Here is a 22,064-nt window from a genome sequence, read left to right as displayed (position 1 = left end):
CGGTCTCCCAGGAAATGTCAGTGGTCACGATACCCATCCACTAGAGAAAAATCAAACCGTCTTATGTCGCCCAAATCCTAGGCGCACAAACCTCTTTACCAACCACATCCCCCCTGACCAATCCCCAAACCCGCTCAAAAAACCCCTTCAACAAATCCGCCCGCCTATCCAATCCCCGACAAATCAACAAGCCCTCAATCAAGGTTACCCCGCGATTCGGTTCCTCGCCTATCAATGCCTGCACCGCAGCCAGCTGCAAAGCCGTAGCGGGATAAGCAAACAGCGTCCCGCACGCCGAATGTCCAAACAAACCCCAGCGGGCTTGGAAGGCGGCTGCATCCAGGCGCAAGCGTTCCAGGTACAGCAAACGCCCGGCACGACTGATGCGCCAGTTCAGGTTGGCAGAGCCATTTTCAAAGCCTTCACCGGCGGCGGGGCGGCCTAAGGCTAATAATTCCCAGCCGATAAAACGGCCGCGCTCGGCCAGATCGATATTCATACTGGAATTTAAGCGGGCGCCTTGGTAAACAATGGTTTCCTGAGGCAGCCATTCCAGACTGGCGTTGTCGGCGACTGTCAGGTTGACGGTTTGCTGGGCTTTGCCGCCGCCACTGCGATAAAACTTGCCGGCGGCGGGCGTGGTGATCAGAGCATGTGCGCTAGGTTCGGCGCTGGCGTTGATGGTCAAGCGGTCGCCGGCCACTACGCCACCGGGTGGATGCAGCAGGTAGACGTGGCAGACTTCGCCTTCCGGATAAAATGGGCGCTGCACGGTGAGCGGGCCGCGATGCTGGCGCTTGACCAAGGCGGTTTTGTCGCCGCGTTGGCTAAAGCCCAGCGTTAATTCGGCTTCCCACGCCGCGGTATCGGTTGAGACAGTGGGATGGGCTGCAGCGGCGCAGTTGGCTGGCATGGTTTAGTGGGGTTACAAGTTTTTGGTCTTAGGCGCGATTGCCGATTTTTCCGACAGGTGCGAATGCTGCGCTTTGTGCGCGTCGCGCTGGCGGATAAGGTGCAATATAACCGGGCCGAACACGAATCCCAAAATTAAAACGCTGATTAGTAGAGTCGGTAGATCCGGTACTTCAAAAAAGGGATGCAGGGCGGCGCGGGTCAATTGCAACAGGTTGCCGCCTTCCAGCATCGCTTCGTAACTGCTATGTGCCTCGCTGCGCATTGACCACACCAACAACAAAGCACCCGCCGCCAGCATAAATTGTTCGGATTTCATCTTCGTTTCTCCCTGATCCTGCGTTGAATTAACACGGTGGGCTAAGCCCGTTTTGAAAAATCTCCTCTAGCCCCGCTTTTGCAAAGCGGGGAATTTTCAGACTGTGAGGTAACGTTTGACCATATCGTCGGCCAACTCATTCATTGCCCCCACGGCTACATGCCGGCCCCGGTCCATGATGCAAAACTGATTGGCCACTTTGCGGGCGAACGGCAGTTTTTGTTCCACCAACAACACGGTTACGCCCAGTTCTTTGTGGATGCGGTCGATGGCTTGATGGATTTCGCCGGTTTCCGGTTTGGGGCTTGGCGTGGTGACTCCGCGCGATTTGTTCAAGCGGATAATCACGTCGCCAATTTCACTGACGATGTTGGGCTGGATGCCTTCGGTGGGTTCGTCCAGGATCAATAAACGTGGATTCAAAACCAAGGCCCGACCAATCGCCAATTGCTGTTGCTGGCCGCCGGACAAGTCGCCGCCGCGGCGTTTCAGCATTTGTTTCAGCACCGGAAAGATTTCGAAAATGCTGTCTGGGACTTTCTTTATGCCGTGTTTGTTAGCGGCGCGCAGGCCGGTTTTCAGGTTTTCTTCCACGGTCAGCAATGGAAAGATTTCCCGGCCCTGCGGAACGTAACCGATGCCCAACTCGGCGCGGGATTCGGCTTTGGCTTTGGCCAGTTCCACGCCGTCGAATTGGATGCTGCCGTCGGCCACCGGCAGCAGGCCCATGATGGCTTTAAGTAACGTGGTTTTACCGACGCCGTTACGGCCCATCAGACAGACGCACGCGCCTTGTGGCACGCTCAAATCCAGGTCCCACAGGGTGTGGCTGGCGCCGTAGTATTGTTGCAGTGCGCTAATGTTTAACATCATCCCCCCAGGTAAACTTGTATCACGCGAGTATCGTTTTGCACCTCGTCCATCGTGCCTTCGGTGAGCACCGAGCCTTCGTGCAGCACGGTAACTTTGCGGGCGATGCTGCGCACAAACTCCATGTCATGCTCGACGACAACGATGGAATGCTGGCCTTGCAAAGACAGCAGCAACTCGGCGGTGCGTTCAACTTCCTGATGGGTCATGCCGGCGATAGGTTCGTCGACCAGCATCACTTTCGGGTCCTGCATCAGCAGCATACCGATTTCCAGCCATTGTTTCTGGCCGTGCGACAGCGCGCCGGCCAACTGGCGTTGTTGGCCGGACAAGGCGATGGTTTCCAGCACGTCCTGGATGCGGTCGCGCTGTTCGTTGTTTAAACGGTGAAACAAGGTCGGCCAGGTGCGTTTGTCGGTTTTCAAGGCCAATTCCAGATTCTCGAACACGGTCAAAGCATCGAACACGCTAGGCTTTTGAAACTTGCGGCAAATTCCGGCCTGGGCGATGGCTGGTTCGTCCAGTTCCAGCAAGTCGATGGTCTGGCCGAAGAATACCGAACCGCTGTCGGGCTTGGTTTTGCCGGTGATGACGTCCATCAACGTGGTTTTGCCGGCGCCGTTGGGGCCGATCAGGCAGCGCAGTTCGCCGTCGTCGATGTACAGCGACAGATGGTTCAGCGCCCGGAAGCCGTCGAAGCTGACGCTGACGTCTTCCATGTACAAAATCGGGCCGTGGCGGGCGTCGACTTCGCCGTCCAGCGGCAGGCTGGCGCCGCCTTCGGTGGTAGTTGCAGCCGAGATCATCATGCCGGTTGTCCTCCGGTAGCGTTAAGAGTAGGTTTAGGTTTGGCGCGGCGGCGCAGTAATCCGACGATGCCGTCGGGCATTAACAAGGTCACCAGAATGAAGGCGCCGCCCAGGCAAAACAGCCAAGCGTCCGGCATCAAGCCGGTCAAGACGGTTTTGGCGTAATTCACCAGCACCGCGCCGATAATGGCGCCGTACAAGGTGCCGCGGCCACCGACCGCGACCCAGATGACGATTTCCAAAGAGTTGAGCGGCGAAAATTCGCTGGGGTTGATGATGCCGACTTGCGGCACGTACAACGCCCCGGCCAGACCGGCCAGCATCGCCGCGAATACGAACACCCACAGCTTGAACAATTCCACCCGGTAGCCCAGGAAGCGCACCCGCGATTCCTGATCGCGAATCGCCGTGACGACGCGGCCCAGTTTGCTATTCACAATCCAGCGGCACAGCAGCAAGGCGCCGATCAGGCTGAGGCCGGTCATCATTAATAAGACGGAGCGGACGGCTTCGGATTGAATGTTGAAGCCCAGGATGTCTTTGAAATCGGTCAGGCCGTTATTGCCGCCGAAACCCATTTCGTTGCGGAAAAAGGCCAGCAACAAGGCGTAAGTCAGCGCTTGGGTGATGATGGACAAGTACACGCCGGTGACCCGCGAACGGAAGGCCAGCCAACCGAACACAAAGGCCAGCAAGCCCGGCGCCAGTAGTACCATCAGCATCGCAAAGCCGAAATTCTCGAAGCCGTACCAATACCAGGGTAGCTCGGTCCAGTTCAGGAACACCATGAAGTCGGGCAGCTCGGCGTTGCCGTACACGCCTCGCGTGCCGATCTGCCGCATCAGATACATGCCCATGGCATAGCCGCCCAAGGCGAAGAACGCGCCTTGGCCAAGGACCAGAATGCCGGCGTAGCCCCAGACCATGTCCAGCGACAGGCCGAGCAGGGCGAAGGTTAGGTATTTGCCGATGAGGGACACGCTATAAGCCGAGAAATGCAACGCGGAGTCTTCGGGGAAGATTAGGTTGCAGAGGGGGATTAATAGGGTAACGCTTGCTAGGGCGAGTAGCACGGTGGTGTAGGTTTTGTCTTTAGTCAGATCTTGTAGTTTCATGTGACTGCCTGGTTTGGTGTCGCTGTCGCGACGATTTTTTTAATGCCGGTTCGCGGACCGGCAGCCGCGATACTTTTCTTTGCTCCGCCAAAGAAAAGTATCCAAAAGAAAGGCGGCCCGGATGCCGCTTTGATCCTGCGCGCCGAAGTTTTTGAATGGGGTTGACGGAAGGGGCTTCCTGCCCCTCCGTCAACGCGATGCATCCTTGCATCGCCCCTGCGGGCTATTCCATTCAAAAACTCCGGTGCTCGGCGCGGCATACGGGGTTAAAACCATCCGCCGCCCAAAATTGCGTAGGGTGGGCAACTTTGCCCACCGTTGGCGGTTGGTTCCGCGTGGGCACGATTAAGTGCCCACCCTACGACTTTCCGAATTTACGCCGGCTTACGACCCATTTTGTGTTCGAATGAGTTCACGAGCTTTTTCTATAACGGGGTCCGCAGCACGAGAATTTACAATAAGCTCAAGAGCGCGTTTTCCTAAATTCGCTCTAATTATTGCTCTCGCATGGGACACTCTTGAATTGCATGATTTATCGGTGTAGTTGGTATTCTTTATTAGGATTTCCGCAGCTTCAGAATGAGAATATTTTTGGAGATTAAAAAATATGTCATAAAACTCTACAAAACATGCCTTTCCAACAGAGTTCAAATTCCGTTCCAATTGATCTTTGTCCATGTTTAAAGCGCCTCATCTAGTTTCAGGTTCCATAACGATACATCAATTACGGTAGAGGACTATCCCCTCTGCCGCGCCGAGCACCGGAGGGTTTGAACGGAATAGCCCGTTAGGGGCGTCGCATGGATGCGGCGCGTTGCATGCAGGGGCTGGGAAGCCCCTTCAGGCAACCCCGTTCAAACCCGAGGAGCGCAGGGATTAAGCGGCGGTGGGGCGGCCTTTTCTTTGGTTACTTTCTTTTGGCCAAGCAAAAGAAAGTATCTCGGCTGTCGGGCCGAGACCCGACTTCAAATAAACCCCCGTCGCGGCAGCGACACAACAAAAACAAAAGCCGTTAAATAATTCAAAAGCCTTCGTGTTGGGTTACGGCTGACGCCTAACCCAACCTACATTTTTTGGAATTACGATTCCGCTGCCCGCCCTTTCTGCGGAAACAATCCTCTCGGCTTCTTCTGAATAAACAAAATAATGAACACCAACACTAAAATCTTCGCCAACACCGCCCCCGCATAAGGCTCCAACACCTTATTGGCAATACCCAACGAAAATCCGGCCACCAGTGTTCCGAACAAGTTGCCGACCCCACCAAACACCACCACCATGAACGAATCGACGATGTAGGCTTGGCCCAAGTTCGGTCCAACGTTGGTGATCTGACTCAAGGCTACCCCGGCCACGCCGGCAATCCCGGAACCTAAACCAAAGGTCATCGCATCGACCCGCGCGGTGGGGATGCCCATCGCTCTAGCCATGCCGCGATTTTGCGCGACGGCTCTTACTTCCAGGCCAAGCTTGGTGCGTTTCAAAATTTGCAGCAGGGCAGTAAACACCAGCAGGCAGAAGATCAGGATGTAAAACCGGTTCCAGGTCAGCGATAAAAAATCGTTGATTTGCCAAGAGCCACTCATCCATTCCGGCGTGGAAACGCTGCGATTCAGCGGCGAAAAGATCGAGCGCACGGCTTGTTGCAGGAATAAACTGACGCCGAAGGTGGCTAACAAAGTTTCCAGCGGCCGGCCGTAAAGGAAGCGGATGATGCCGCGCTCGATGGCGATGCCTACCAAGGCGGCGACCAAAAACGCCATCGGGATGGACAAGATCAACGCCGTGCCCAAATAATTCGGCATGATTTGTTGCATCACATAAGTGGTGTAAGCGCCCAGCATCATCAGTTCGCCGTGGGCCATGTTGATGACGCCCATCACCCCAAAGGTAATTGCCAAACCAATCGCGGACAACACCAGCACCGCGCCTAGACTTAAACCGAAGAACACGGTTTCAAGGGCTGCGTAGGCTTGCATACGGTCGCGGATTTTAATTAGGGCCGCTTCGGCTAGGTTGCGCACGTCACTGTCGGCTTCCAGGAAATTGCCATCACCGTCTTTCTCAATCAACGCTTGCAGTTTGTTGACCACGTCCTGACTGTCCAGATCCTTTAACGCGGCGATAGCGGCGATGCGTTGGTCTTTTTCCGGGCTGTTGATGTCCTGCAATAACAGCATTTTGTTGATGGCGGTTTTGATCTCGGCATCGGTTTCGCTGGCCAGATGATCGCGTAGCAAAATCACCGCTTTGTCGTCTATGTCGTTGGCCAATGCTTGTACCGCGATTAGGCGCAGCACCGGATCGGTATCGTTTAACTGCAATTGCGCGATGGTTTTACGCAGCACGCCGCGTAGTTTGTTGTTCAAGCTGATTTTGCCTACCGCGCCGCGCTCGACTTCTGCTAATACCGCGCCGCTGAGCGGATCACTGAGTTGGTAACCGGTGGCGTTTTCCTGCGCAAACACCAATTTGCCTTCGGCTTTGAAGTCGAACAGTTTGCCGTCTTGCAGGGTTTGCAGCAGTTTCAGGTTATTGCTGTCGCTGCCCAGGGTTTCGATGGCTTGCTCTCGCTCGGCCATGCTGCCGGTGCGTAGTTGCTCCAACGCACTGCCGGCGTCTTGGGCCAGGGCGGGTTGCGCGGCGAGAAATATCATCGCCAGCAAGCAGCCGGCAAGTTTTGGAAGCCGTTTAAAAACGCCGCCGGCTCTAATTCCGGCCTGAGTAGAAGTGGTAGTCATCATGCTCAAGCAGTTGTCCTTGGGGAACGGTTGGCCGGGCGCGAACCGGGCGGCGTTTTTAAACGGGTTCTAAAACGGAGTGTGTGCATCGTCTGTCCTCTTTTGGGGTGCGAGACCCGCGGCATCCTGCCGAGAGCCTCGCGGGTAACATCCGCTGTTAATAGTTCTGTCCTGAACACTTTTTGGTTTTAGTGTTGTAGTTGCCGCAACTGATCGGTGCGGTCCAGTCGGCAATGATCGGTTTGCTGTCAGGCAGGAAGTCAGACCAAGCGTCGCCATCGACCAGTTTGTTGGTCTGCCAGACGGTGACGAACTGACCGTCGTCTTGAATTTCGCCAATCAACACCGGTTTGCTGATGTGGTGGTTAGGCAGCATTTTTGACATACCGCCGGTCAGGTTGGGGTACTCGACGCCGATGATGGCTTTTTGTACCGCATCAGGGTCGGTGGTGCCGGCTTTCTCGACCGCTTTCACCCACATGTTGAAACCGATGTAATGCGCTTCCATCGGGTCGTTGGTGACGCGTTTCGGGTTTTTGATGTAGTCCTTCCATTGTTGAATAAAGGCCGCGTTTTTGGTGGTATCCACGCTCATGAAGTAGTTCCAGGCCGCCAAGTGACCCACCAGTGGTTTGGTGTCCATACCGGAGAGTTCTTCTTCACCCACTGAGAAAGCGATAACCGGAATTTTTTCCGCGGAGATGCCTTGGTTGCCCAATTCTTTATAGAAGGGGATGTTGGCGTCGCCGTTGATGGTGGAAACCACTGCGGTTTTCTTGCCGGTAGAGCCGAATTTTTTAATGTCGGCGACGATGCTTTGCCAGTCAGAATGACCGAATGGGGTGTAGTTGATCATGATGTCCGCCGGTTTAACCCCTTTGGATTTCAGATACGCTTCCAGGATTTTGTTGGTGGTGCGCGGATAGACGTAGTCGGTACCGGCCAACACCCAGCGTTGCACTTTCAGGTCGTTCATCAGGTAATCGACCGCTGGAATCGCTTGCTGATTTGGCGCCGCGCCGGTGTAGAACACGTTTTTAGACGACTCTTCACCTTCGTATTGCACCGGGTAGAACAGGATGCTGTTCAGCTCCTCGATAACCGGCAATACCGATTTCCGGGAAACCGAAGTCCAGCAGCCGAAGATGGACGCCACTTTGTCTTTGGTGATCAGCTCGCGAGCTTTTTCCGCAAACAGCGGCCAGTTGGAAGCCGGGTCGACGACCACCGCTTCCAGCTTCTTGCCCAGCAAGCCGCCTTTTTTGTTTTGCTCGTCGATCAGCATCAGCATGGTGTCTTTTAGCGTGGTTTCGCTGATCGCCATGGTGCCGGACAGGGAGTGCAGCACGCCGACTTTGATGGTGTCTTCGGCGTTGGCTGCCTGACCACCGAGCAACAGCGAAGACAGCGCCGCCCCCAGTGCCAGTTTGCGGAATGTGTTACGCAGTAATTTCATCTTGATCGTCCTCTGTTATTAGTATTTTAGATTTGCCATTGGAAACCGACCATGACTTGGCTGGCGTTCTCGCCGGCATCGGTCGATTTGAAGTTGGTGGCTAGACCTTTGGTCAGCAAGTCTCCGTATTGGTACGCCGCAAAAATTTTCGCGTTGTGGCCGTCGATGACGTAGTTAACACCGCCCTCATAGACTTCGCGACCGCTACTGGTGCTCGGCATCACATTGACGTAACGCAGGTAGGGCTGGAACTGGCCTATGCCGACTTTTTGCGGAAACAGATACATGCCGCTGACGTCGTAGGCATTACCTTCAAACATGCCAAAAACGCCCGGAGCAAAAGGGGTGGCCGCATCGCGCTCTACCTGGCCAAAGCCGTTAGATAGACCATAGTTTTTGTACTCACCGTTAAAGGTCACCACGCCGCCGTTGGGCAATACTTTTTCCATCAATACGTCAGCAGTCGTGCCACGGAAGTTAGCGGGGCTCGCTGTGGTGCCTGCACCGTCTTCCTGATATTGATTGGCGATACCGACGGTCAGGATGTCGCCGCCTTTGCCGTGATAGGTACCAGAGGTGTAATAGCCAGGGTTTTTCTCTACGTCCCAAAAGTTATAGGAGACGCGTTGTGCGTACAAAATGTTGTCGTCGACGTTGGCGCCGCCTCTAAGACCGCGGAAGAAACCGACAGAATATTGCAAGCGACCGTCCAGTACCGCACCCCAAAACGTCGCACCGTCGTCACGACCGATGGAGCCGGCGGAGCTGCCGTTGTTTTGGATGGTCAGGTTGTAATCAGAGGGTTGGAAAGGGGTGCCGGCAGAGAAAATGTTGTAGACCGCGCTGTAAAACGGACCGTTCAACTCCCGGCGTTCGGCTGGCACTAACATACGACCTACCCACAAATTGGCGTAAGGGGTGATCTCGAATTTTCCGATCGCGTCCAATACGTGGATTTGGCCACCGCTATTGCAGGTAGGGCACTCAGTGTTGAATTCTATTTTTAAATATTTATGAATTTGCCCATTCAAATACAAACGAATGTTGTCCAGGTTGAAAGAGTTGTTCCATTTGTCGCCGGTGGCGCCGGCGTTGCCTTCCTGAGCCCGGAAACTGGAACGTAAACCCGCACCGACGCTGACCCATTTGGTATCGTCGATTTTAAAGGTGGCCCCTGCCTGGCTCTCCGCCCCATAGCCGATAGCGAGTGCAGCAACAGCGGAAGTTAGGAAGAGTCGCGTATTGAGCGAGCTTGCAGGATGTTCAATATAAGCTTTCATGTAAAGTCCCCTAGTCTAAAAGCAAATTCAGTAAGCATGCCCTGGCGAGCGATGCGGCAATATCTAGCGAGGACGATTGTTAAATTTGTGGCGGTTTTCAACAATCCGTCAGATGACTCATCAGTCATTTGACGTATACGGGCGTTACTGACGGATTTCAGATGGGTAAGCTATTGATAATAAATAAGCTATGTTGGGGTGTCGGCGGTGCGCAAGTCGATGCGCTGTAATCGGCGATACCACAATTAACCAAGCGCGGTTGCAGTGAGGGCAAAAAATGGCTTAGTTAGTGGCGTACGTGCGCTGGCGAGGAGGGGGCGCACGTGGTTTCAACCTCAACGCCATAGCAAGAGAAGCGAGGCGTGTTTTGATAGCTTTGGGTTGGCAAAGCTATCAGCGGCAGGCGAGGGGAAAAGGGAGATGGAGGCTGGCTTTGATGTTTAAACTGAGAGATAGCTTTTGATTTTCGCCGCGTCGACGTCGTCCCGTTTGTCTTCGTGAATAAAGTTGCCTTTGTCGATAACGATGATACGGTCGGCCACCTCCATGGTAAAGCTCAGCACTTGCTCGGAGACGATGATGGTGATTTCGCGCATTTTGCGGATTTCATTCAACACATTGGCAATGTCTTTGATGATGGAGGGTTGAATACCTTCGGTGGGTTCATCCAGCAACAATACTTTGGGATTGGTGACCAGTGCCCGGGCAATCGCCAGTTGCTGCTGCTGACCACCGGACAGATTGCCGCCTTTGCGTTTGCGCATATCGTATAACACCGGAAATAGGGCGTAGATGTCTTCCGGGATCTCCCGAAATTTGGAGTTTTCCAAGCCGGTTTCGATATTTTCTTGCACGGTCATCGTCGAGAAAATCATCCGGCCCTGCGGGACGTAGGCTAGGCCTTTGGCAACGCGTTGGTAAGTGTCCACACCATTCAGGTTTTCGCCATCCACGGTCGCTTTGGCCGCTTTACTGGGCAGTATGCCCATCAAGGATTTAAATAAGGTGGTTTTACCCATGCCGTTACGGCCCATGATGGCCAGGGTTTCGTTTTTGGCCGCGGTAAAGCTTAAGCCATGTATCACTTGGCTTTGCCCGTAACTGACTTGCAGATCCGAAATTTCAAACATTGTCTAATTCCTCTTGTTTTTGCTCACTGCGCAAATGGATTGAGCTAATGGCCCAAATAGACCTCTATGACTTTTTCGTCGGCCTGTACTTTCTCCATCGGACCTTCGGCTAAGATTTTGCCTTGATGCAGCACGGTGACTTTATGGGCGATCTTTTTCACGAATTCCATATCGTGTTCAATCACCAGCACCGAGCGGTTTTTGCAAATTCGATTTAACAAATCGGCGGTCTGGTCGCGTTCCTTGGCGCTCATGCCGGCCACCGGTTCGTCCAGCATCAGCAATTCCGGGTCTTGCATCAACAGCATGCCGATTTCCAACCATTGCTTTTGACCATGGCTGAGCAGGGCGGCTTCCATTTGTAATTGCTCGGTCAATAGCACTTCGGCGGCGATTTTATGCACTTGTTCGATGACTTCCGGGGTGCGCTTGAAGGTCAAACTGCCCCACACCGATCTCCCCACCGGATAGGACACTTCCAGGTTTTGATAAACCGTCAGGTTTTCGTAAATGGACGGGGTTTGAAACTTTCTGCCCACGCCGGCACGGACGATTTCGTGCTCCGGTAACTTGGTCAGTTCCTTGTTTTTGAACTTGATGGACCCGGAGGTGGATTTGGTTTTGCCGCAGATCAGATCCAACACGGTGGTTTTGCCGGCACCGTTGGGGCCGATCACCACCCGCAGTTCATTGTTGTCGATATACATATTCAAGGCATCGACGGCTTTGAAACCATCGAAGGAAACCGTCAGGTCTTCAATGGCGAGGACGAAGTCAGTAGAGCTCATGGTTTTTCTCCCACCAATTCGTCGGTCACCGAAGCTGATTTATTGAATTTGATCATCAGTTTGCTGAGTTTGCCGGTCAGGTTAAATTTGGTTGCATACTTCTCGTAAACGCCGGCCAAACCATCCGGGAAGAACATTACCACGGCGATGAACAAGCCGCCCATCAAGAACAGCCACAATTCCGGGTAGGTTTCCGAAAACATGGTTTTACCGAAGTTGACCAACAGGGTGCCATACACTGCACCGATCAAGGACATCCGCCCGCCGACCGCTGCGAAAATCACCATTTCGATCGACGGGACGATGCCCACAAAACTGGGCGACATAAAGCCGATTTGCAGGGTGAACATGGCGCCACCAATCGCCGAGATCATCGCGGCAATGCAGAAGATGAAAATTTTGAAATTGGAGACGTCGTAACCGGAAAAGCGCACCCGCTCTTCTTTGTCACGCATCGCCAGCAACAGCATGCCGAACTTGGAGGTGAGAATGTAACGGGCCAACAGCATGCAGGCGATCAACAGGCCGGCGTTGGCAAAATAGAGAATATATTTGGCGCTATCGGTTCTGATGTCCCATCCCAGCATGGTTTTCAGGTCGGTGATGCCGTTAACCCCGCCGGTATAACCTTGCTGGCCGACGATCAGAATGCTCAAGATCAGGGCGATGGCCTGGGTGATGATGGCAAAGTACACGCCGCCCACGCGGCGTTTGAACATCGCAAAACCGATAATGAAGGCCAGCAGAGTCGGCACGATCAACACCAATAAAATCGTCAAGGTCAGGCTTTTAAACGGTTCCCAGAACCAGGGCAGGGCGGTGAGCTGATTCCAGTCCATGAAGTCGGGGATGCCGGGGGTAGTTTGGATTTTGGTGCTGATGGGATCGGAGGCTTCCAGCTTTAAAAACATGGCCATGCAATAGCCTCCCAAGCCAAAAAACATGCCTTGGCCGAGGCTTAAAATGCCGCCGTTACCCCATAGTAAAACCAAGCTGATGGCGACAAAGGCGTAAGTGACGTATTTGCCAATCAAGCCCAGTCGGAACAAATCCAGCCATAAGGGGAAGACGACAAACAGCAACAGAGACAATATCGCTAGCCCAATTGCCCCTTGTTTGCCGCCGAATAATTTCTCTGATAGTACCTTCATGATATTTCCCTCTATTTACGTACTTTGGATGCAAACAAGCCTTCCGGACGCATCATCAAGATGATGACGATGGTCATCAAGGTCGCCACTTTGCCCATCGAGCTGGTCATGAAAAATTGCAGGATCGATTGCGCCTGAGCGATGCCAAACGCAGAAGCGATGGTGCCCATCAGGCTGGCTGCGCCGCCGAAAACCACCACCATGAAACTGTCGACGATGTATAAAGAGCCGGTTGTCGGTCCGGTCGAAGCGATGGTGGTAAATGCTGCGCCTGCCACGCCGGCAATGCCGCAACCCAAAGCAAAAGTCAGCCTATCCACTTTTTTGGTGTTGATGCCCACCGCACCGGCCATTACCCGGTTTTGCATGGTGGCCCGGACGCGCAGACCCCAGCGTGAGCGGTACATAAACAGGTAGACGCCGACGGTGACGATCAAGGCCAGGCCCATGACGAACACGCCGTTAATCGGAATGTCGATATCCTCGGTGGGTTTGAAGGAGCCCAACAGCCATTCCGGCAATTCGGCGCTGACTTCCTTGGCACCAAAGGTGGAGCGAAAAATCTGTTGCATCACCAGACTTAAGCCCCATGTCGCCAACAGCGTATCCAAGGGCCTTTTATAGAGATGGCGTATCAATAAAAACTCTATGAAATAACCAATAAAAAAGGCGAGGATAAAGGCTGCGACGATAGCAAATACAAAATAGGAGTTGACGATGTCGTAGGACACCGCAATTTTTGACAGGAATACGGTTGTGTAGGCCCCAACTGCCATGAATTCGCCGTGGGCCATATTGATAACACCCATCTGCCCGAAAATAATGGCCAGGCCCAAGGCCATTAACAGCAAGACGCTAAACAGGCTTAATCCAGAAAAGCCTTGCATCACCACGATGTTGCCCACTTCCTCCATCGAATATCCAAACATAAGGCCTCCGGCTAACTTACTTTCATTAAACACACACTCATTTGAAACACCGTGGCAACGGCAGAGTTGCCACGGTTTTGCTGACTAGCGCTTATTGGTAACCTTTAGGGAATGGATCGGGAGCGATCAAGTCGGATTCGTAAACCACATCGGCTTGACCGTCTTTACGCCATTGACCGATCCGCAGCTTGCTGTGCAAATGGTGGTTAGGATCGACTTTGACGTAACCTTCCGGTGCTGTGGTTAATTCATAACCGGGTAATGCTACGACCGCTTTATCAACATCAAAGCTGCCGGCGCGCTCTACCGCAGCCTTCCATAGCCAAGGTCCCAGGTAAGCCGCTTGGGTGACATCACCAATGACGGCGTTGTCGCCATAAGCTTTCTTGAAGTCAGCTACAAACTTTTCGTTGTTAGGATTTTTCAGGGATTGGAAGTATTTCATCGCTGAATAAAAGCCTTCCAAGTTCTCACCGCCGATACCTAGGACTTCGTCCTCGGTCACGGAGATGGTCAGCATGTTTTGCTTTTTGGCGTTCAGACCAGCAGCGTTCAATTGCTTGAACCAAGCCACGTTACTGCCGCCTACCACCGCTGCGTAAATTACATCCGGTTTTTTCAGTTTGATTTTGTTGATTACCGAACCGAATTGAGTGTCGCCCAAGGCGATGTATTCCTCACCCACCACGGTGCCGCCCAAATGTTGCTCGATGTGTTTCCGGGCAATTTTCATGGAAGTCCGCGGCCAGATGTAATCCGAACCAATCAGATAAAAGGTTTTGGCTTTTTTCTCTTTGGCGATCCAATCCAAACCCGCGAGAATTTGTTGGGTGGCTTCCTGGCCGGTGTAAAACACGTTTTTGGATTGCTCCAAGCCTTCATAGAAAGTAGGGTAGAACAGCAGACCGTTATCTTTTTCAAACACCGGTAACGCCGCCTTCCTTGACGCCGAGGTCCAGCAGCCGAATACGGTGGCTACTTTGTCGTTTTCCAGCAGCTTTTTGGATTTTTCCGCGAAGGTGGGCCAGTCGCTGGCGCCGTCTTCCTGGATGACCTCGATTTTTCTGCCCAAAACGCCGCCCATCTCATTGATTTGGGCAATCGCCAGCTTTTCCGCCTGAATGGAGCCGGTTTCACTGATGGCCATGGTGCCAGTGGCGGAATGCAAAATTCCCACCTTAACCGTGGTGTCGTCGACTGCCAGACCGGTGGTATTGACCGTGGCAGTAGGGAAGTCTGCCGCCACGGCACTATTGATGCCGATGGGTAAACCCAGTGCCAGCGATACGGCGACTAAGGCCGTGGTCTTTTTCATAAATTGTCGTCTATCGGAATTACTCATTTAGTTTCTCCAGATTGATAAATCAAACTCTCCGGATTTGCCGAATACACAAATCCATTTACCGCGTTACACACTTTTAATTCGCTAATTCTCCAAACTTGAAGCCGCTAATGTCCCAGCATCCAAGGTCTCGCCGTTTTCTTGGTTTGCATCTGGAAGCCATTTGCTTGGCCTTGGTCAGCTTTTTTAGCAGCCTTCGCCTGCTCATTGTTTGGCTTACAGGTATGAGTGCCGCTGCAGCCGCAACTGGAGCGGCGTACCGATTTGGGTTCGTGCGCCGATCGTTCGTTGGTTTCGTGAGCCTGGCGTTGCAATTTGCCCAATAAGGCAAAATGCGGCGCGGAAATCACTCGCTCACTGACTGCTCCACACTGCGCGCAAAGGGCTGGACTAGCGGATTCACTCATCTTCCGGATTGCGGTAAACGGGCCGCAATCGTGACACTGATACTCGTACAAAGGCATGGCCAAACTCCTGATCGATTGCCGAATTAACTGGTGAACGCCATGTCGGTGGGGCCTGTGATGATTTTGGTCGGCCCATCGGCATTCGGTTTCAGGTCAAAGTCGAAGATTTCGGTCGGCAGCCATAAAGTTGCGCAGGCATTGGGGATGTCGACGATGCCGCTTATGTGGCCTTCCACAGGTGCGGTACCGAGAATCGACAAGGCTTGAGCGCCGCTGTAACCGAATTTTTTCAGATATTCGATGGCGTTTAGGCAGGCTTGACGGTAAGCCACATGCACGTCCAGGTAATGCTGCTTGCCTTGTTCGTCGACCGAAATCCCTTCGAAAATTAGGTAATCGCGATACGCCGGTGACAGCGGGCTGGGTTGGAAGATCGGGTTTTTGATGCCGTATTTTTGGACGCCTTCTTTAATCAAGCTGACTTTGATGTCCAGATAGCCGGCCATTTCGATAGCGCCGCAGAAGGTGATTTCGCCGTCGCCTTGCGAGAAATGCAAGTCGCCCATCGACAGACCGCCATCTTTGACGTAAACCGGGAAAAATACTTTAGAGCCCTTGGTGAGGTTTTTAATGTCGCAGTTGCCGCCATGGTCGCGCGGTGGCACGGTTCTAGCGCCTTCCGCAGCGGCGGCGGCCGCGGCTTCGCCGGTTAAACGGCCCATCACTGCCGATTGCGGGTTGGGGGGAGCGCCAATGCCGGAACCCGGTCCGGATCGGTGGCAATCAGTGCGGCTTCGCGCGCATTCCAGTTTTCCAGCAATTCGCGGGACGGTAAGCAGCCGATCAAACCCGGATGCATGATGCCGGCGAATTTGACATTGGGAATGTGCCGGGAGGTGGTGTAGATGCCGTGAAAATCCCATATGGATTTGCGCGCATCCGGGTAATGATCGGTCAGAAAGCCGCCGCCGTTTTCCTTGGCGAACAGGCCGTTGAAGCCCCATTGATAGTCGTCCAGGGTGCCGACATCAAGAATTTCCACGACCATTAAGTCGCCCGGCTCGGCGCCTTCCACACCTATCGGCCCACTTAAATAATGAACCTGGGTCAAATCCACATCGCGGACGTCGTTGGCGCTGTCGTTATTGCCGATCTGGCCGCCGGTCCAGTCCATGCATTCCACCCGAAATTCGTCGCCGGGTTTAACCATGGCGACCATCGGCAAGTCCGGATGCCAGCGGTTGTGGATCAGACCATCCTGTTCCCAGGGCTTTTTGTCTAAATCTAACTTAATTAACGTTTTCATGCGGCCTCCTCAACGGTGAATTTCAATGACAAGAAATTAATGCTGCGGTTAAAGCCCTTGCGATAACACCATTCATATAAAATCCCCTTGTTGTGCGTAATCTCGATGGAAATAAAGGCAGTCTTTTGTCAGGCTTGTTAGCAGTTCTGCCGGGATTCATTGTTAAATTCGCCGGCCGTTCCCACAATTCGTCAAATGACTCATCAGTCATTTGACGTATGGCAGGCCAAGCAGGGCTTACGTAGAGTGAACTTGAACCGTTAGGAGATAATTGTGAGTAGGTATGAGCTGTCGTTGAAACATGTCCGCATTGGACTTTGCTTATTGTCCTGGTGTTTGCTGGGTCCGGCAGTGGCGCAGCCGGGTGTGGAAGTGATCGACCGGGCGTCGATCACCGGGATTGTGCTGGACGTGGCTGATGAGAACCTCGGCCAATTTGGTTTTAAACTGGCGCCAAGCTTGATTGCCGAGCGTGTCGGTAAGAATCTTGCGGAGTGGCACTATCCGGTCAAAGCTAGCCGTGTCGATAGCTCGCACACCCTAGAGATCAGGTTGGGCAAAGCGTCCACTGGCGATACCCCGGTGGGTTTTTCCTGGAGTAGTGGTGATTCTGACCCGCGCGGTTTGGGGTTTCAAAAAGCCCGGGTGTTGCCGATCAGTTGCCACTTAAAAAAAATTGGCAGTGATACGGCGAGTATCGAAAACAAGGCGACCGTCAGCGCTCATCAGCTCATCGATGAACCCAACCAAACCAAAGTCACTGACAAAGTGGTCGATCATGTCAGTACCGTGTGTTTTGATCTGTTGGGTGAACTGAAACTGCCGGCCACCGGGCACCTTATGGATACCCATACCTTCAAGCCGAGTTGGATGCCCGATGTGCAAGTGGAAGTGAAGCAGGTGCCGGCCCTGGTCAAGCCTGAGGGTTCTTCGACCACGCGGATCGAGGAGTCCACCGTGGAGACCAAGAAGCAGCTGATTATTCACAATCAGGGATCACCCGTGATACTTGAATTTGGTTACGAGCGGAAGTGATGGGCAAGGCTATGGCCGTCGCTCATGGCGAGCTTGGTTAACGATGCGGGAATGTCGGCTTGCCAGCTATTTCGGACATGTCGCTAGCGCGGTGCTTTGGCTGATGGGCGGTTTGCCGCCGACCTATCACTAAGCGCTAGCGGCGGATAGACTTAGACAATGAAAACCACCCATCAAAGCATTACCAAAATTCGCCGTGAGTACAACGGCCTGGTTGCTAACGAGACCCTGGAAGACTATGCCCTGCGCTTTGCGCCGCGCCGGTTTCGGAAATGGTCGGAATTTGAAGTGGCCAATACCGCTTTTGGCTCCACGTCTTTTTTGGTACTCGAAGCCATCGGAGGCTTCCTCTCCATCAATTACGGTTTTACCAACGCTTTTTGGGCGATCATCATTGTAGCTGTCGTCATATTTGTAGTTAGCCTGCCCATTGGCTATTACGCCGCTCGCTACCACATTGATATCGATCTGTTGACTCGGGCGGCCGGTTTTGGCTATATCGGGTCCACGGTAACCTCGCTGATTTACGCGTCCTATACCTTTACCCTGTTTGCCTTGGAAGCCTCGATCATGTCCTTGGCGATCGAGCTTTACTTCAATGTGCCGCTGGAGATTGCCTATGTGATAAGTGCGGTGGTGGTGATTCCATTGGTGACCTTTGGTATTACCACCATCAGTCGGATGCAATTGTGGACGCAACCCGTATGGTTACTATTGCTGATATCGCCGTACGTCGCTGTCGCGATGCGTGAGCCGGAGGCGTTGGAGACTTTAGGCGCTTATTTCTGGATTGCCGGCAGTGGCCAAGGTTTCGATTGGTTATTGTTTGGCACCGCCGCAACGGTAGCGTTTTCCATGGTGGCGCAGATCGGTGAACAAGTCGACTTTCTGCGCTTCATGCCCCAAAAGCATCGGGGTAATAAAACCCGTTGGTGGCTGGCCATGTTGGCGGCCGGTCCGGGCTGGATCGTGTTTGGCGCCTTAAGGCAGCTGCTGGGCGCGTTGTTGGCACATTTGGCAATTCGGCACGGGGTAAGCCCAGAGCACGCGCACGAGCCCACCCAGATGTATCTGGTGGCATATAACGAATTGTTTGGCGACCCGAAATGGGCGCTGGCGGCCACCACTTTATTTGTGATTGTCAGCCAAATTAAAATCAACGTGACCAATGCCTATGCCGGCTCCCTGGCTTGGTCCAACTTTTTTTCCAGATTAACCCATAGTCATCCCGGTCGCGTGGTCTGGTTGTTTTTCAATGTGTTGATTGCGCTGTTGTTGATGGAATTCGGCGTATTCGGTGCGCTTGAAAAAGTCTTGGGTTTGTTCTCGCACATGTCGATTGCCTGGATCAGTTCCATTGCCGCAGAATTAATGATCAATAAGCCCTTTGGCTTGAGCCCCAAAGTGGTGGAGTTCAAACGTGCTTATCTCGCGGACTTAAACCCGGTGGGCATCATTTCCACCTTCTGCGCGTCGTTGGTGTCGATTTTGGCCTACGCCGGATTGTTCGGTGTCTATGCGCAGGCATTTTCTGCCTTTATTGCTTTGGGAGTGGCGTTTGTGCTGGCGCCGACCATTGCTTATTTATCCGGCGGCAAACATTATTTAGCGCGGAATCGGGAAGAAAATAATCGCAAATCGTATAACAAATGTTCGATTTGCGAGAACGAGTTTGAGTACGAAGACATTGCCTATTGCCCCGCTTACTCGGGTAGTATTTGCTCCTTGTGTTGCACGCTGGATGCGCGCTGCCTCGATGGCTGCAAGGTGGGCTTCCGCTTTGAAGACTATTTGGAAAAATTGGCGAAATGTTGCTTGCCGGGCGCGATGAGCCTGGACGCCCGTCTGCGTTTGCTGCGCTTTACCTTGATGTTTTTGTTTTTATCGGTGCTGAGCGGTATTTTTATCAGCATTATTTATTATCAGGATTTACTCAGTGTGCAGGGGGACGCCGGGGCGTTTCAGCTATTACTGAATAATTTTCTGAAGATCTATGCTTCATTGCTGGTGTTTATCGGGCTTTGCACCTGGTGGTTAATTCTGAACGCAGAAAGCCGACGGGTGGCGCATGAGGAGACTGCCAAACAAACGCAGCTTCTGCTGACGGAAATCGAAGAGCACAAACATACCGATAGCAAACTGCAGCGCGCGATGAAAATGGCCGATACCGCCAATCAAGCCAAGAGTCGGTTCTTGAGTAATATGAGCCACGAGATACGCTCGCCGCTGAATAGCATCATCGGTTATGCGCATATTTTACATCAAGACCCGAGTATTCCCGCGCACCGCCAGCAAGCCGTGGAAACCTTGAAGCGCAGTGGTGAGCATTTGTGCGCATTGATTGAAGATATATTGGATATTGCCCGGATCGAAGCTCGAAAGTTCGAGCTGAAATACCAGCCCATCCATTTTCCGGATTTCATCGAGCATCTGGTACACACCTACAAATTGCAGGCCGAAGACAAGGGCCTGAATTTTGTGTGTCAGATTTCGCATACACTGCCGCAGCGCATTCGTGGCGACGAAAAGCGGGTAGGGCAGATCTTAATCAACTTACTGAGTAACGCTGTGAAATTTACCTCGACCGGAGAAATTGTCTTGCGGATCGGCTACAGCGGTGGTGTGGCAAATTTTCAGGTCAGCGACACCGGTAGCGGTATCGACGAAGAGCAGTTGCAGGATATTTTTCAGCCTTTCACCCGCTTGCATAATCCTACCGGCAATGCGGTGGCAGGTAGCGGCTTGGGATTGACGATCAGCAAGATTCTCACCGAGGTCATGGGTGGAGAATTGACAGTGAAAAGTCAAATTGGCCAGGGTTCCACCTTTACCGTGCGTTTGTTGCTGCCCAGTTTGGGGGCGGAAGCAGAAACGGATCCGAAAGCCGCCATTATTGGCTATCAGGGGGGGCGCCGGAAAATATTGGTGGTAGATGACCAACGAGATCATCGTGAGTTATTGTTATCGATGCTGGAGCCTTTAGGCTTTTATCTGAGTGAAGCCTGTTCCGGGGAAGAGTGTTTGCTCAAGGTGCCGGAAAATCCGCCCGACATCATTTTGTTGGATATTTCCATGATCGGGATTAGTGGTATCGAAACCGCGATGCAGTTACGCGAACAGAAATGGGCCATGCCGATCTTGGTGCTAAGCGCCAATGCCTACCCTAGTGATCGATTGGCGGCTTTGAATGCCGGTTGTAACGACTTTTTATCCAAACCGATTCAAGTCGCGCAGTTGATGAAGAAGCTGAAGCTATACCTGGCACTGACCTGGTTATACCAAAATGAAGTGGCGCCAGCAGCGCCGCAAATAAGTGCTGAGCCTTTGCAAGTGCCGCCGCCGGAATTGCTAACGGCTTGCGTGGAGTGTGTCAGGATTGGCGATTTATTGGGCTTGAAAAAGGTATTGGAACAACTCGCCGAGACCGAACCGAGTTACAGCGCCTTTTTTGCGAAGTTGACGGCCTTGGCCAGCCAATTCCGCATCGGTGAGATCAGAAAGCTGTTAAATATGCAGAAACAGGAGGTGTCTCGATGATGGAAGCATCTGCCATAAACGGTACGGTATTGATTGTCGATGACACGCCAGGCAATTTGGCTTTGTTGTCCGATACCTTGTCTGAGGCCAACTATCGGGTGCTAGTGGCGACCGATGGTTGTTCGGCAATAGAGCAGATTCAATATATCAAGCCGGATATTATTCTGCTGGATGTGATGATGCCCGGTATTGATGGTTTTGAAACCTGCAACCGCTTAAAAGCCGATCCCGATACCGCGCCGATCCCGGTCCTGTTCATGACCGGTTTAAGCGAGTTGGAGAACTTGCTGAGAGGCTTCGGTGAAGGGGCGCTGGATTACATCGTCAAGCCGATTCGGCCAGCCGAAGTGTTAGCGCGTATCGAGGTACATTTAACCCAAACCCGAAATTTGCGGCGTGCCCAGAGTTTACTGGATCATCATGAGTTCGCGGCTTTGGCCACTGATGTCTCCGGGCGTATCGTCTGGCTGACGCCGGCTGCTAGTGAGTGGCTGGCGGATTTCGCCGAACTACAGGGCTTGGCGCACTTAGCCGATACGGTCTTGCCGGAAACACTCAACGGCTGGTTTCAACGGTGGCTGCGGCAAACAGAGCGCACGACCCCAGAGCCGGAAGCGGAAGCACATCGGCTGGCCCCTGGATTTGTATTGAGAGTCAGCCCGTCTCAAAATCCGGATGAATATCTGCTGTTATTGCAGCGAGAAGATGCGCAATGGACGCCGGAAACCTTGCGGGACAAACTCAAGCTGACTTTTCGTGAGGCCGAGATTTTGATGTGGATTGCCCGCGGTAAAACCAATAAAGAGATCGGCATCATCCTGACCACCAGCCCCAGAACCGTGAACAAACATCTGGAGCATATTTTTGAAAAGCTGGGCGTTTCGACGCGGGCGGCGGCAGTGGCTATGGTGTTGCAGCGGGGGTGATCAAGTAATAA

18 protein-coding genes and 1 pseudogene are annotated in these 22,064 nt (G+C 53.1%); 3 read left to right on the top strand and 16 right to left on the bottom strand.

Translation table 11 applies throughout. The features are described from left to right. Positions 1-61: 61 nt before the first annotated feature. From EBB_RS13075 to fmdA, 16 genes and pseudogenes are all read right to left on the bottom strand, one after another. Positions 62-913, bottom strand: coding sequence for an urease accessory protein UreD (locus tag EBB_RS13075; RefSeq protein WP_192394260.1), 852 nt, complete (start codon positions 911-913; stop codon positions 62-64). 12 nt (positions 914-925) lie between these two features. Further along, a complete protein-coding gene (locus tag EBB_RS13070; RefSeq protein WP_192394259.1) occupies positions 926-1,231 on the bottom strand; it encodes a hypothetical protein in 306 nt (101 codons plus the stop codon). Positions 1,232-1,327: 96 nt separating this feature from the next. Further along, the gene (locus EBB_RS13065) at positions 1,328-2,101 is read right to left on the bottom strand and encodes an ABC transporter ATP-binding protein (RefSeq protein ID WP_192394258.1); all 774 of its coding nucleotides are present in this window, start codon (positions 2,099-2,101) and stop codon (positions 1,328-1,330) included. After that, on the bottom strand, positions 2,101-2,910 hold the full coding sequence (urtD, locus tag EBB_RS13060; protein ID WP_192394257.1) for an urea ABC transporter ATP-binding protein UrtD: 810 nt from the start codon (positions 2,908-2,910) through the stop codon (positions 2,101-2,103). The genes EBB_RS13065 and urtD (EBB_RS13060) overlap by 1 nt, the downstream gene beginning before the upstream one ends. Beyond that, the gene (urtC, locus tag EBB_RS13055; RefSeq protein ID WP_192394256.1) at positions 2,907-4,025 is read right to left on the bottom strand and encodes an urea ABC transporter permease subunit UrtC; all 1,119 of its coding nucleotides are present in this window, start codon (positions 4,023-4,025) and stop codon (positions 2,907-2,909) included. The genes urtD (EBB_RS13060) and urtC (EBB_RS13055) overlap by 4 nt, the downstream gene beginning before the upstream one ends. Before the next feature lie 384 nt (positions 4,026-4,409). Then, on the bottom strand, positions 4,410-4,703 hold the full coding sequence (locus tag EBB_RS13050; RefSeq protein WP_192394255.1) for a hypothetical protein: 294 nt from the start codon (positions 4,701-4,703) through the stop codon (positions 4,410-4,412). Positions 4,704-5,104: 401 nt separating this feature from the next. Beyond that, positions 5,105-6,766, bottom strand: coding sequence for an urea ABC transporter permease subunit UrtB (gene urtB, locus EBB_RS13045; RefSeq protein ID WP_503467088.1), 1,662 nt, complete (start codon positions 6,764-6,766; stop codon positions 5,105-5,107). A gap of 157 nt (positions 6,767-6,923) precedes the next feature. Beyond that, positions 6,924-8,222, bottom strand: coding sequence for an urea ABC transporter substrate-binding protein (urtA, locus tag EBB_RS13040; RefSeq protein WP_192394253.1), 1,299 nt, complete (start codon positions 8,220-8,222; stop codon positions 6,924-6,926). A gap of 26 nt (positions 8,223-8,248) precedes the next feature. After that, a complete protein-coding gene (locus tag EBB_RS13035; protein ID WP_192394252.1) occupies positions 8,249-9,502 on the bottom strand; it encodes a putative porin in 1,254 nt (417 codons plus the stop codon). Positions 9,503-9,942: 440 nt separating this feature from the next. Beyond that, a complete protein-coding gene (urtE, locus tag EBB_RS13030) occupies positions 9,943-10,632 on the bottom strand; it encodes an urea ABC transporter ATP-binding subunit UrtE (protein ID WP_192394251.1) in 690 nt (229 codons plus the stop codon). Between the two features lie 44 nt (positions 10,633-10,676). After that, the gene (gene urtD, locus EBB_RS13025) at positions 10,677-11,420 is read right to left on the bottom strand and encodes an urea ABC transporter ATP-binding protein UrtD (protein WP_192394250.1); all 744 of its coding nucleotides are present in this window, start codon (positions 11,418-11,420) and stop codon (positions 10,677-10,679) included. Continuing rightward, positions 11,417-12,571 (bottom strand): urea ABC transporter permease subunit UrtC, encoded by a 1,155-nt coding sequence (urtC, locus tag EBB_RS13020; protein WP_192394249.1) that lies wholly within the window; start codon positions 12,569-12,571, stop codon positions 11,417-11,419. Before urtC (EBB_RS13020) ends, urtD (EBB_RS13025) begins: the two co-directional genes overlap by 4 nt. An 11-nt stretch (positions 12,572-12,582) precedes the next feature. Beyond that, entirely contained in the window at positions 12,583-13,500 is a 918-nt protein-coding gene (urtB, locus tag EBB_RS13015) for an urea ABC transporter permease subunit UrtB (protein ID WP_192394248.1), read from the bottom strand. A gap of 91 nt (positions 13,501-13,591) precedes the next feature. Further along, a complete protein-coding gene (gene urtA / locus EBB_RS13010; protein WP_192394247.1) occupies positions 13,592-14,842 on the bottom strand; it encodes an urea ABC transporter substrate-binding protein in 1,251 nt (416 codons plus the stop codon). A 107-nt stretch (positions 14,843-14,949) separates the two neighbouring features. Beyond that, positions 14,950-15,306, bottom strand: a complete 357-nt coding sequence (locus EBB_RS13005) for an FmdB family zinc ribbon protein (RefSeq protein ID WP_192394246.1) — start codon at positions 15,304-15,306, stop codon at positions 14,950-14,952. Between the two features lie 26 nt (positions 15,307-15,332). Further along, positions 15,333-16,555, bottom strand: a pseudogene (fmdA, locus tag EBB_RS13000) (formamidase). Positions 16,556-16,828: 273 nt separating this feature from the next. Between fmdA and EBB_RS12995 the strand changes: the two are divergent. The 3 genes from EBB_RS12995 to EBB_RS12985 all read left to right on the top strand — a co-directional run bounded on the left by EBB_RS12995 (position 16,829) and on the right by EBB_RS12985 (position 22,053). Continuing rightward, complete coding sequence (locus EBB_RS12995; protein ID WP_192394245.1) at positions 16,829-17,590, top strand: hypothetical protein; 762 nt, start codon at positions 16,829-16,831, stop codon at positions 17,588-17,590. A 159-nt stretch (positions 17,591-17,749) separates the two neighbouring features. Continuing rightward, complete coding sequence (locus tag EBB_RS12990) at positions 17,750-21,127, top strand: hybrid sensor histidine kinase/response regulator (protein WP_192394244.1); 3,378 nt, start codon at positions 17,750-17,752, stop codon at positions 21,125-21,127. Continuing rightward, the gene (locus EBB_RS12985; protein WP_192394243.1) at positions 21,124-22,053 is read left to right on the top strand and encodes a response regulator transcription factor; all 930 of its coding nucleotides are present in this window, start codon (positions 21,124-21,126) and stop codon (positions 22,051-22,053) included. The genes EBB_RS12990 and EBB_RS12985 overlap by 4 nt, the downstream gene beginning before the upstream one ends. The last annotated feature ends 11 nt before the right edge of the window (positions 22,054-22,064 follow it).

Origin of the sequence: Methylomonas fluvii, assembly GCF_014850975.1 — a bacterium.
Lineage (GTDB): Bacteria > Pseudomonadota > Gammaproteobacteria > Methylococcales > Methylomonadaceae > Methylomonas > Methylomonas fluvii.
The sequence above is the reverse complement of the archived record's forward strand: the minus strand, read 5'-3'. Positions and strand labels throughout refer to the sequence as shown.

What these genes read in the sequence shown, in the direction of transcription:
- EBB_RS13075 (WP_192394260.1), bottom strand. Translation starts at nt 913, where the DNA reads ATGCCAGCCAACTGCGCCGCTGCAGCCCATCCCACTGTCTCAACCGAT.
- EBB_RS13070 (WP_192394259.1), bottom strand. Translation starts at nt 1,231, where the DNA reads ATGAAATCCGAACAATTTATGCTGGCGGCGGGTGCTTTGTTGTTGGTG.
- EBB_RS13065 (WP_192394258.1), bottom strand. Translation starts at nt 2,101, where the DNA reads ATGTTAAACATTAGCGCACTGCAACAATACTACGGCGCCAGCCACACC.
- urtD (WP_192394257.1), bottom strand. Translation starts at nt 2,910, where the DNA reads ATGATGATCTCGGCTGCAACTACCACCGAAGGCGGCGCCAGCCTGCCG.
- urtC (WP_192394256.1), bottom strand. Translation starts at nt 4,025, where the DNA reads ATGAAACTACAAGATCTGACTAAAGACAAAACCTACACCACCGTGCTA.
- EBB_RS13050 (WP_192394255.1), bottom strand. Translation starts at nt 4,703, where the DNA reads ATGGACAAAGATCAATTGGAACGGAATTTGAACTCTGTTGGAAAGGCA.
- urtB (WP_503467088.1), bottom strand. Translation starts at nt 6,766, where the DNA reads ATGACTACCACTTCTACTCAGGCCGGAATTAGAGCCGGCGGCGTTTTT.
- urtA (WP_192394253.1), bottom strand. Translation starts at nt 8,222, where the DNA reads ATGAAATTACTGCGTAACACATTCCGCAAACTGGCACTGGGGGCGGCG.
- EBB_RS13035 (WP_192394252.1), bottom strand. Translation starts at nt 9,502, where the DNA reads ATGAAAGCTTATATTGAACATCCTGCAAGCTCGCTCAATACGCGACTC.
- urtE (WP_192394251.1), bottom strand. Translation starts at nt 10,632, where the DNA reads ATGTTTGAAATTTCGGATCTGCAAGTCAGTTACGGGCAAAGCCAAGTG.
- urtD (WP_192394250.1), bottom strand. Translation starts at nt 11,420, where the DNA reads ATGAGCTCTACTGACTTCGTCCTCGCCATTGAAGACCTGACGGTTTCC.
- urtC (WP_192394249.1), bottom strand. Translation starts at nt 12,571, where the DNA reads ATGAAGGTACTATCAGAGAAATTATTCGGCGGCAAACAAGGGGCAATT.
- urtB (WP_192394248.1), bottom strand. Translation starts at nt 13,500, where the DNA reads ATGTTTGGATATTCGATGGAGGAAGTGGGCAACATCGTGGTGATGCAA.
- urtA (WP_192394247.1), bottom strand. Translation starts at nt 14,842, where the DNA reads ATGAGTAATTCCGATAGACGACAATTTATGAAAAAGACCACGGCCTTA.
- EBB_RS13005 (WP_192394246.1), bottom strand. Translation starts at nt 15,306, where the DNA reads ATGCCTTTGTACGAGTATCAGTGTCACGATTGCGGCCCGTTTACCGCA.
- EBB_RS12990 (WP_192394244.1), top strand. Translation starts at nt 17,750, where the DNA reads ATGAAAACCACCCATCAAAGCATTACCAAAATTCGCCGTGAGTACAAC.
- EBB_RS12985 (WP_192394243.1), top strand. Translation starts at nt 21,124, where the DNA reads ATGATGGAAGCATCTGCCATAAACGGTACGGTATTGATTGTCGATGAC.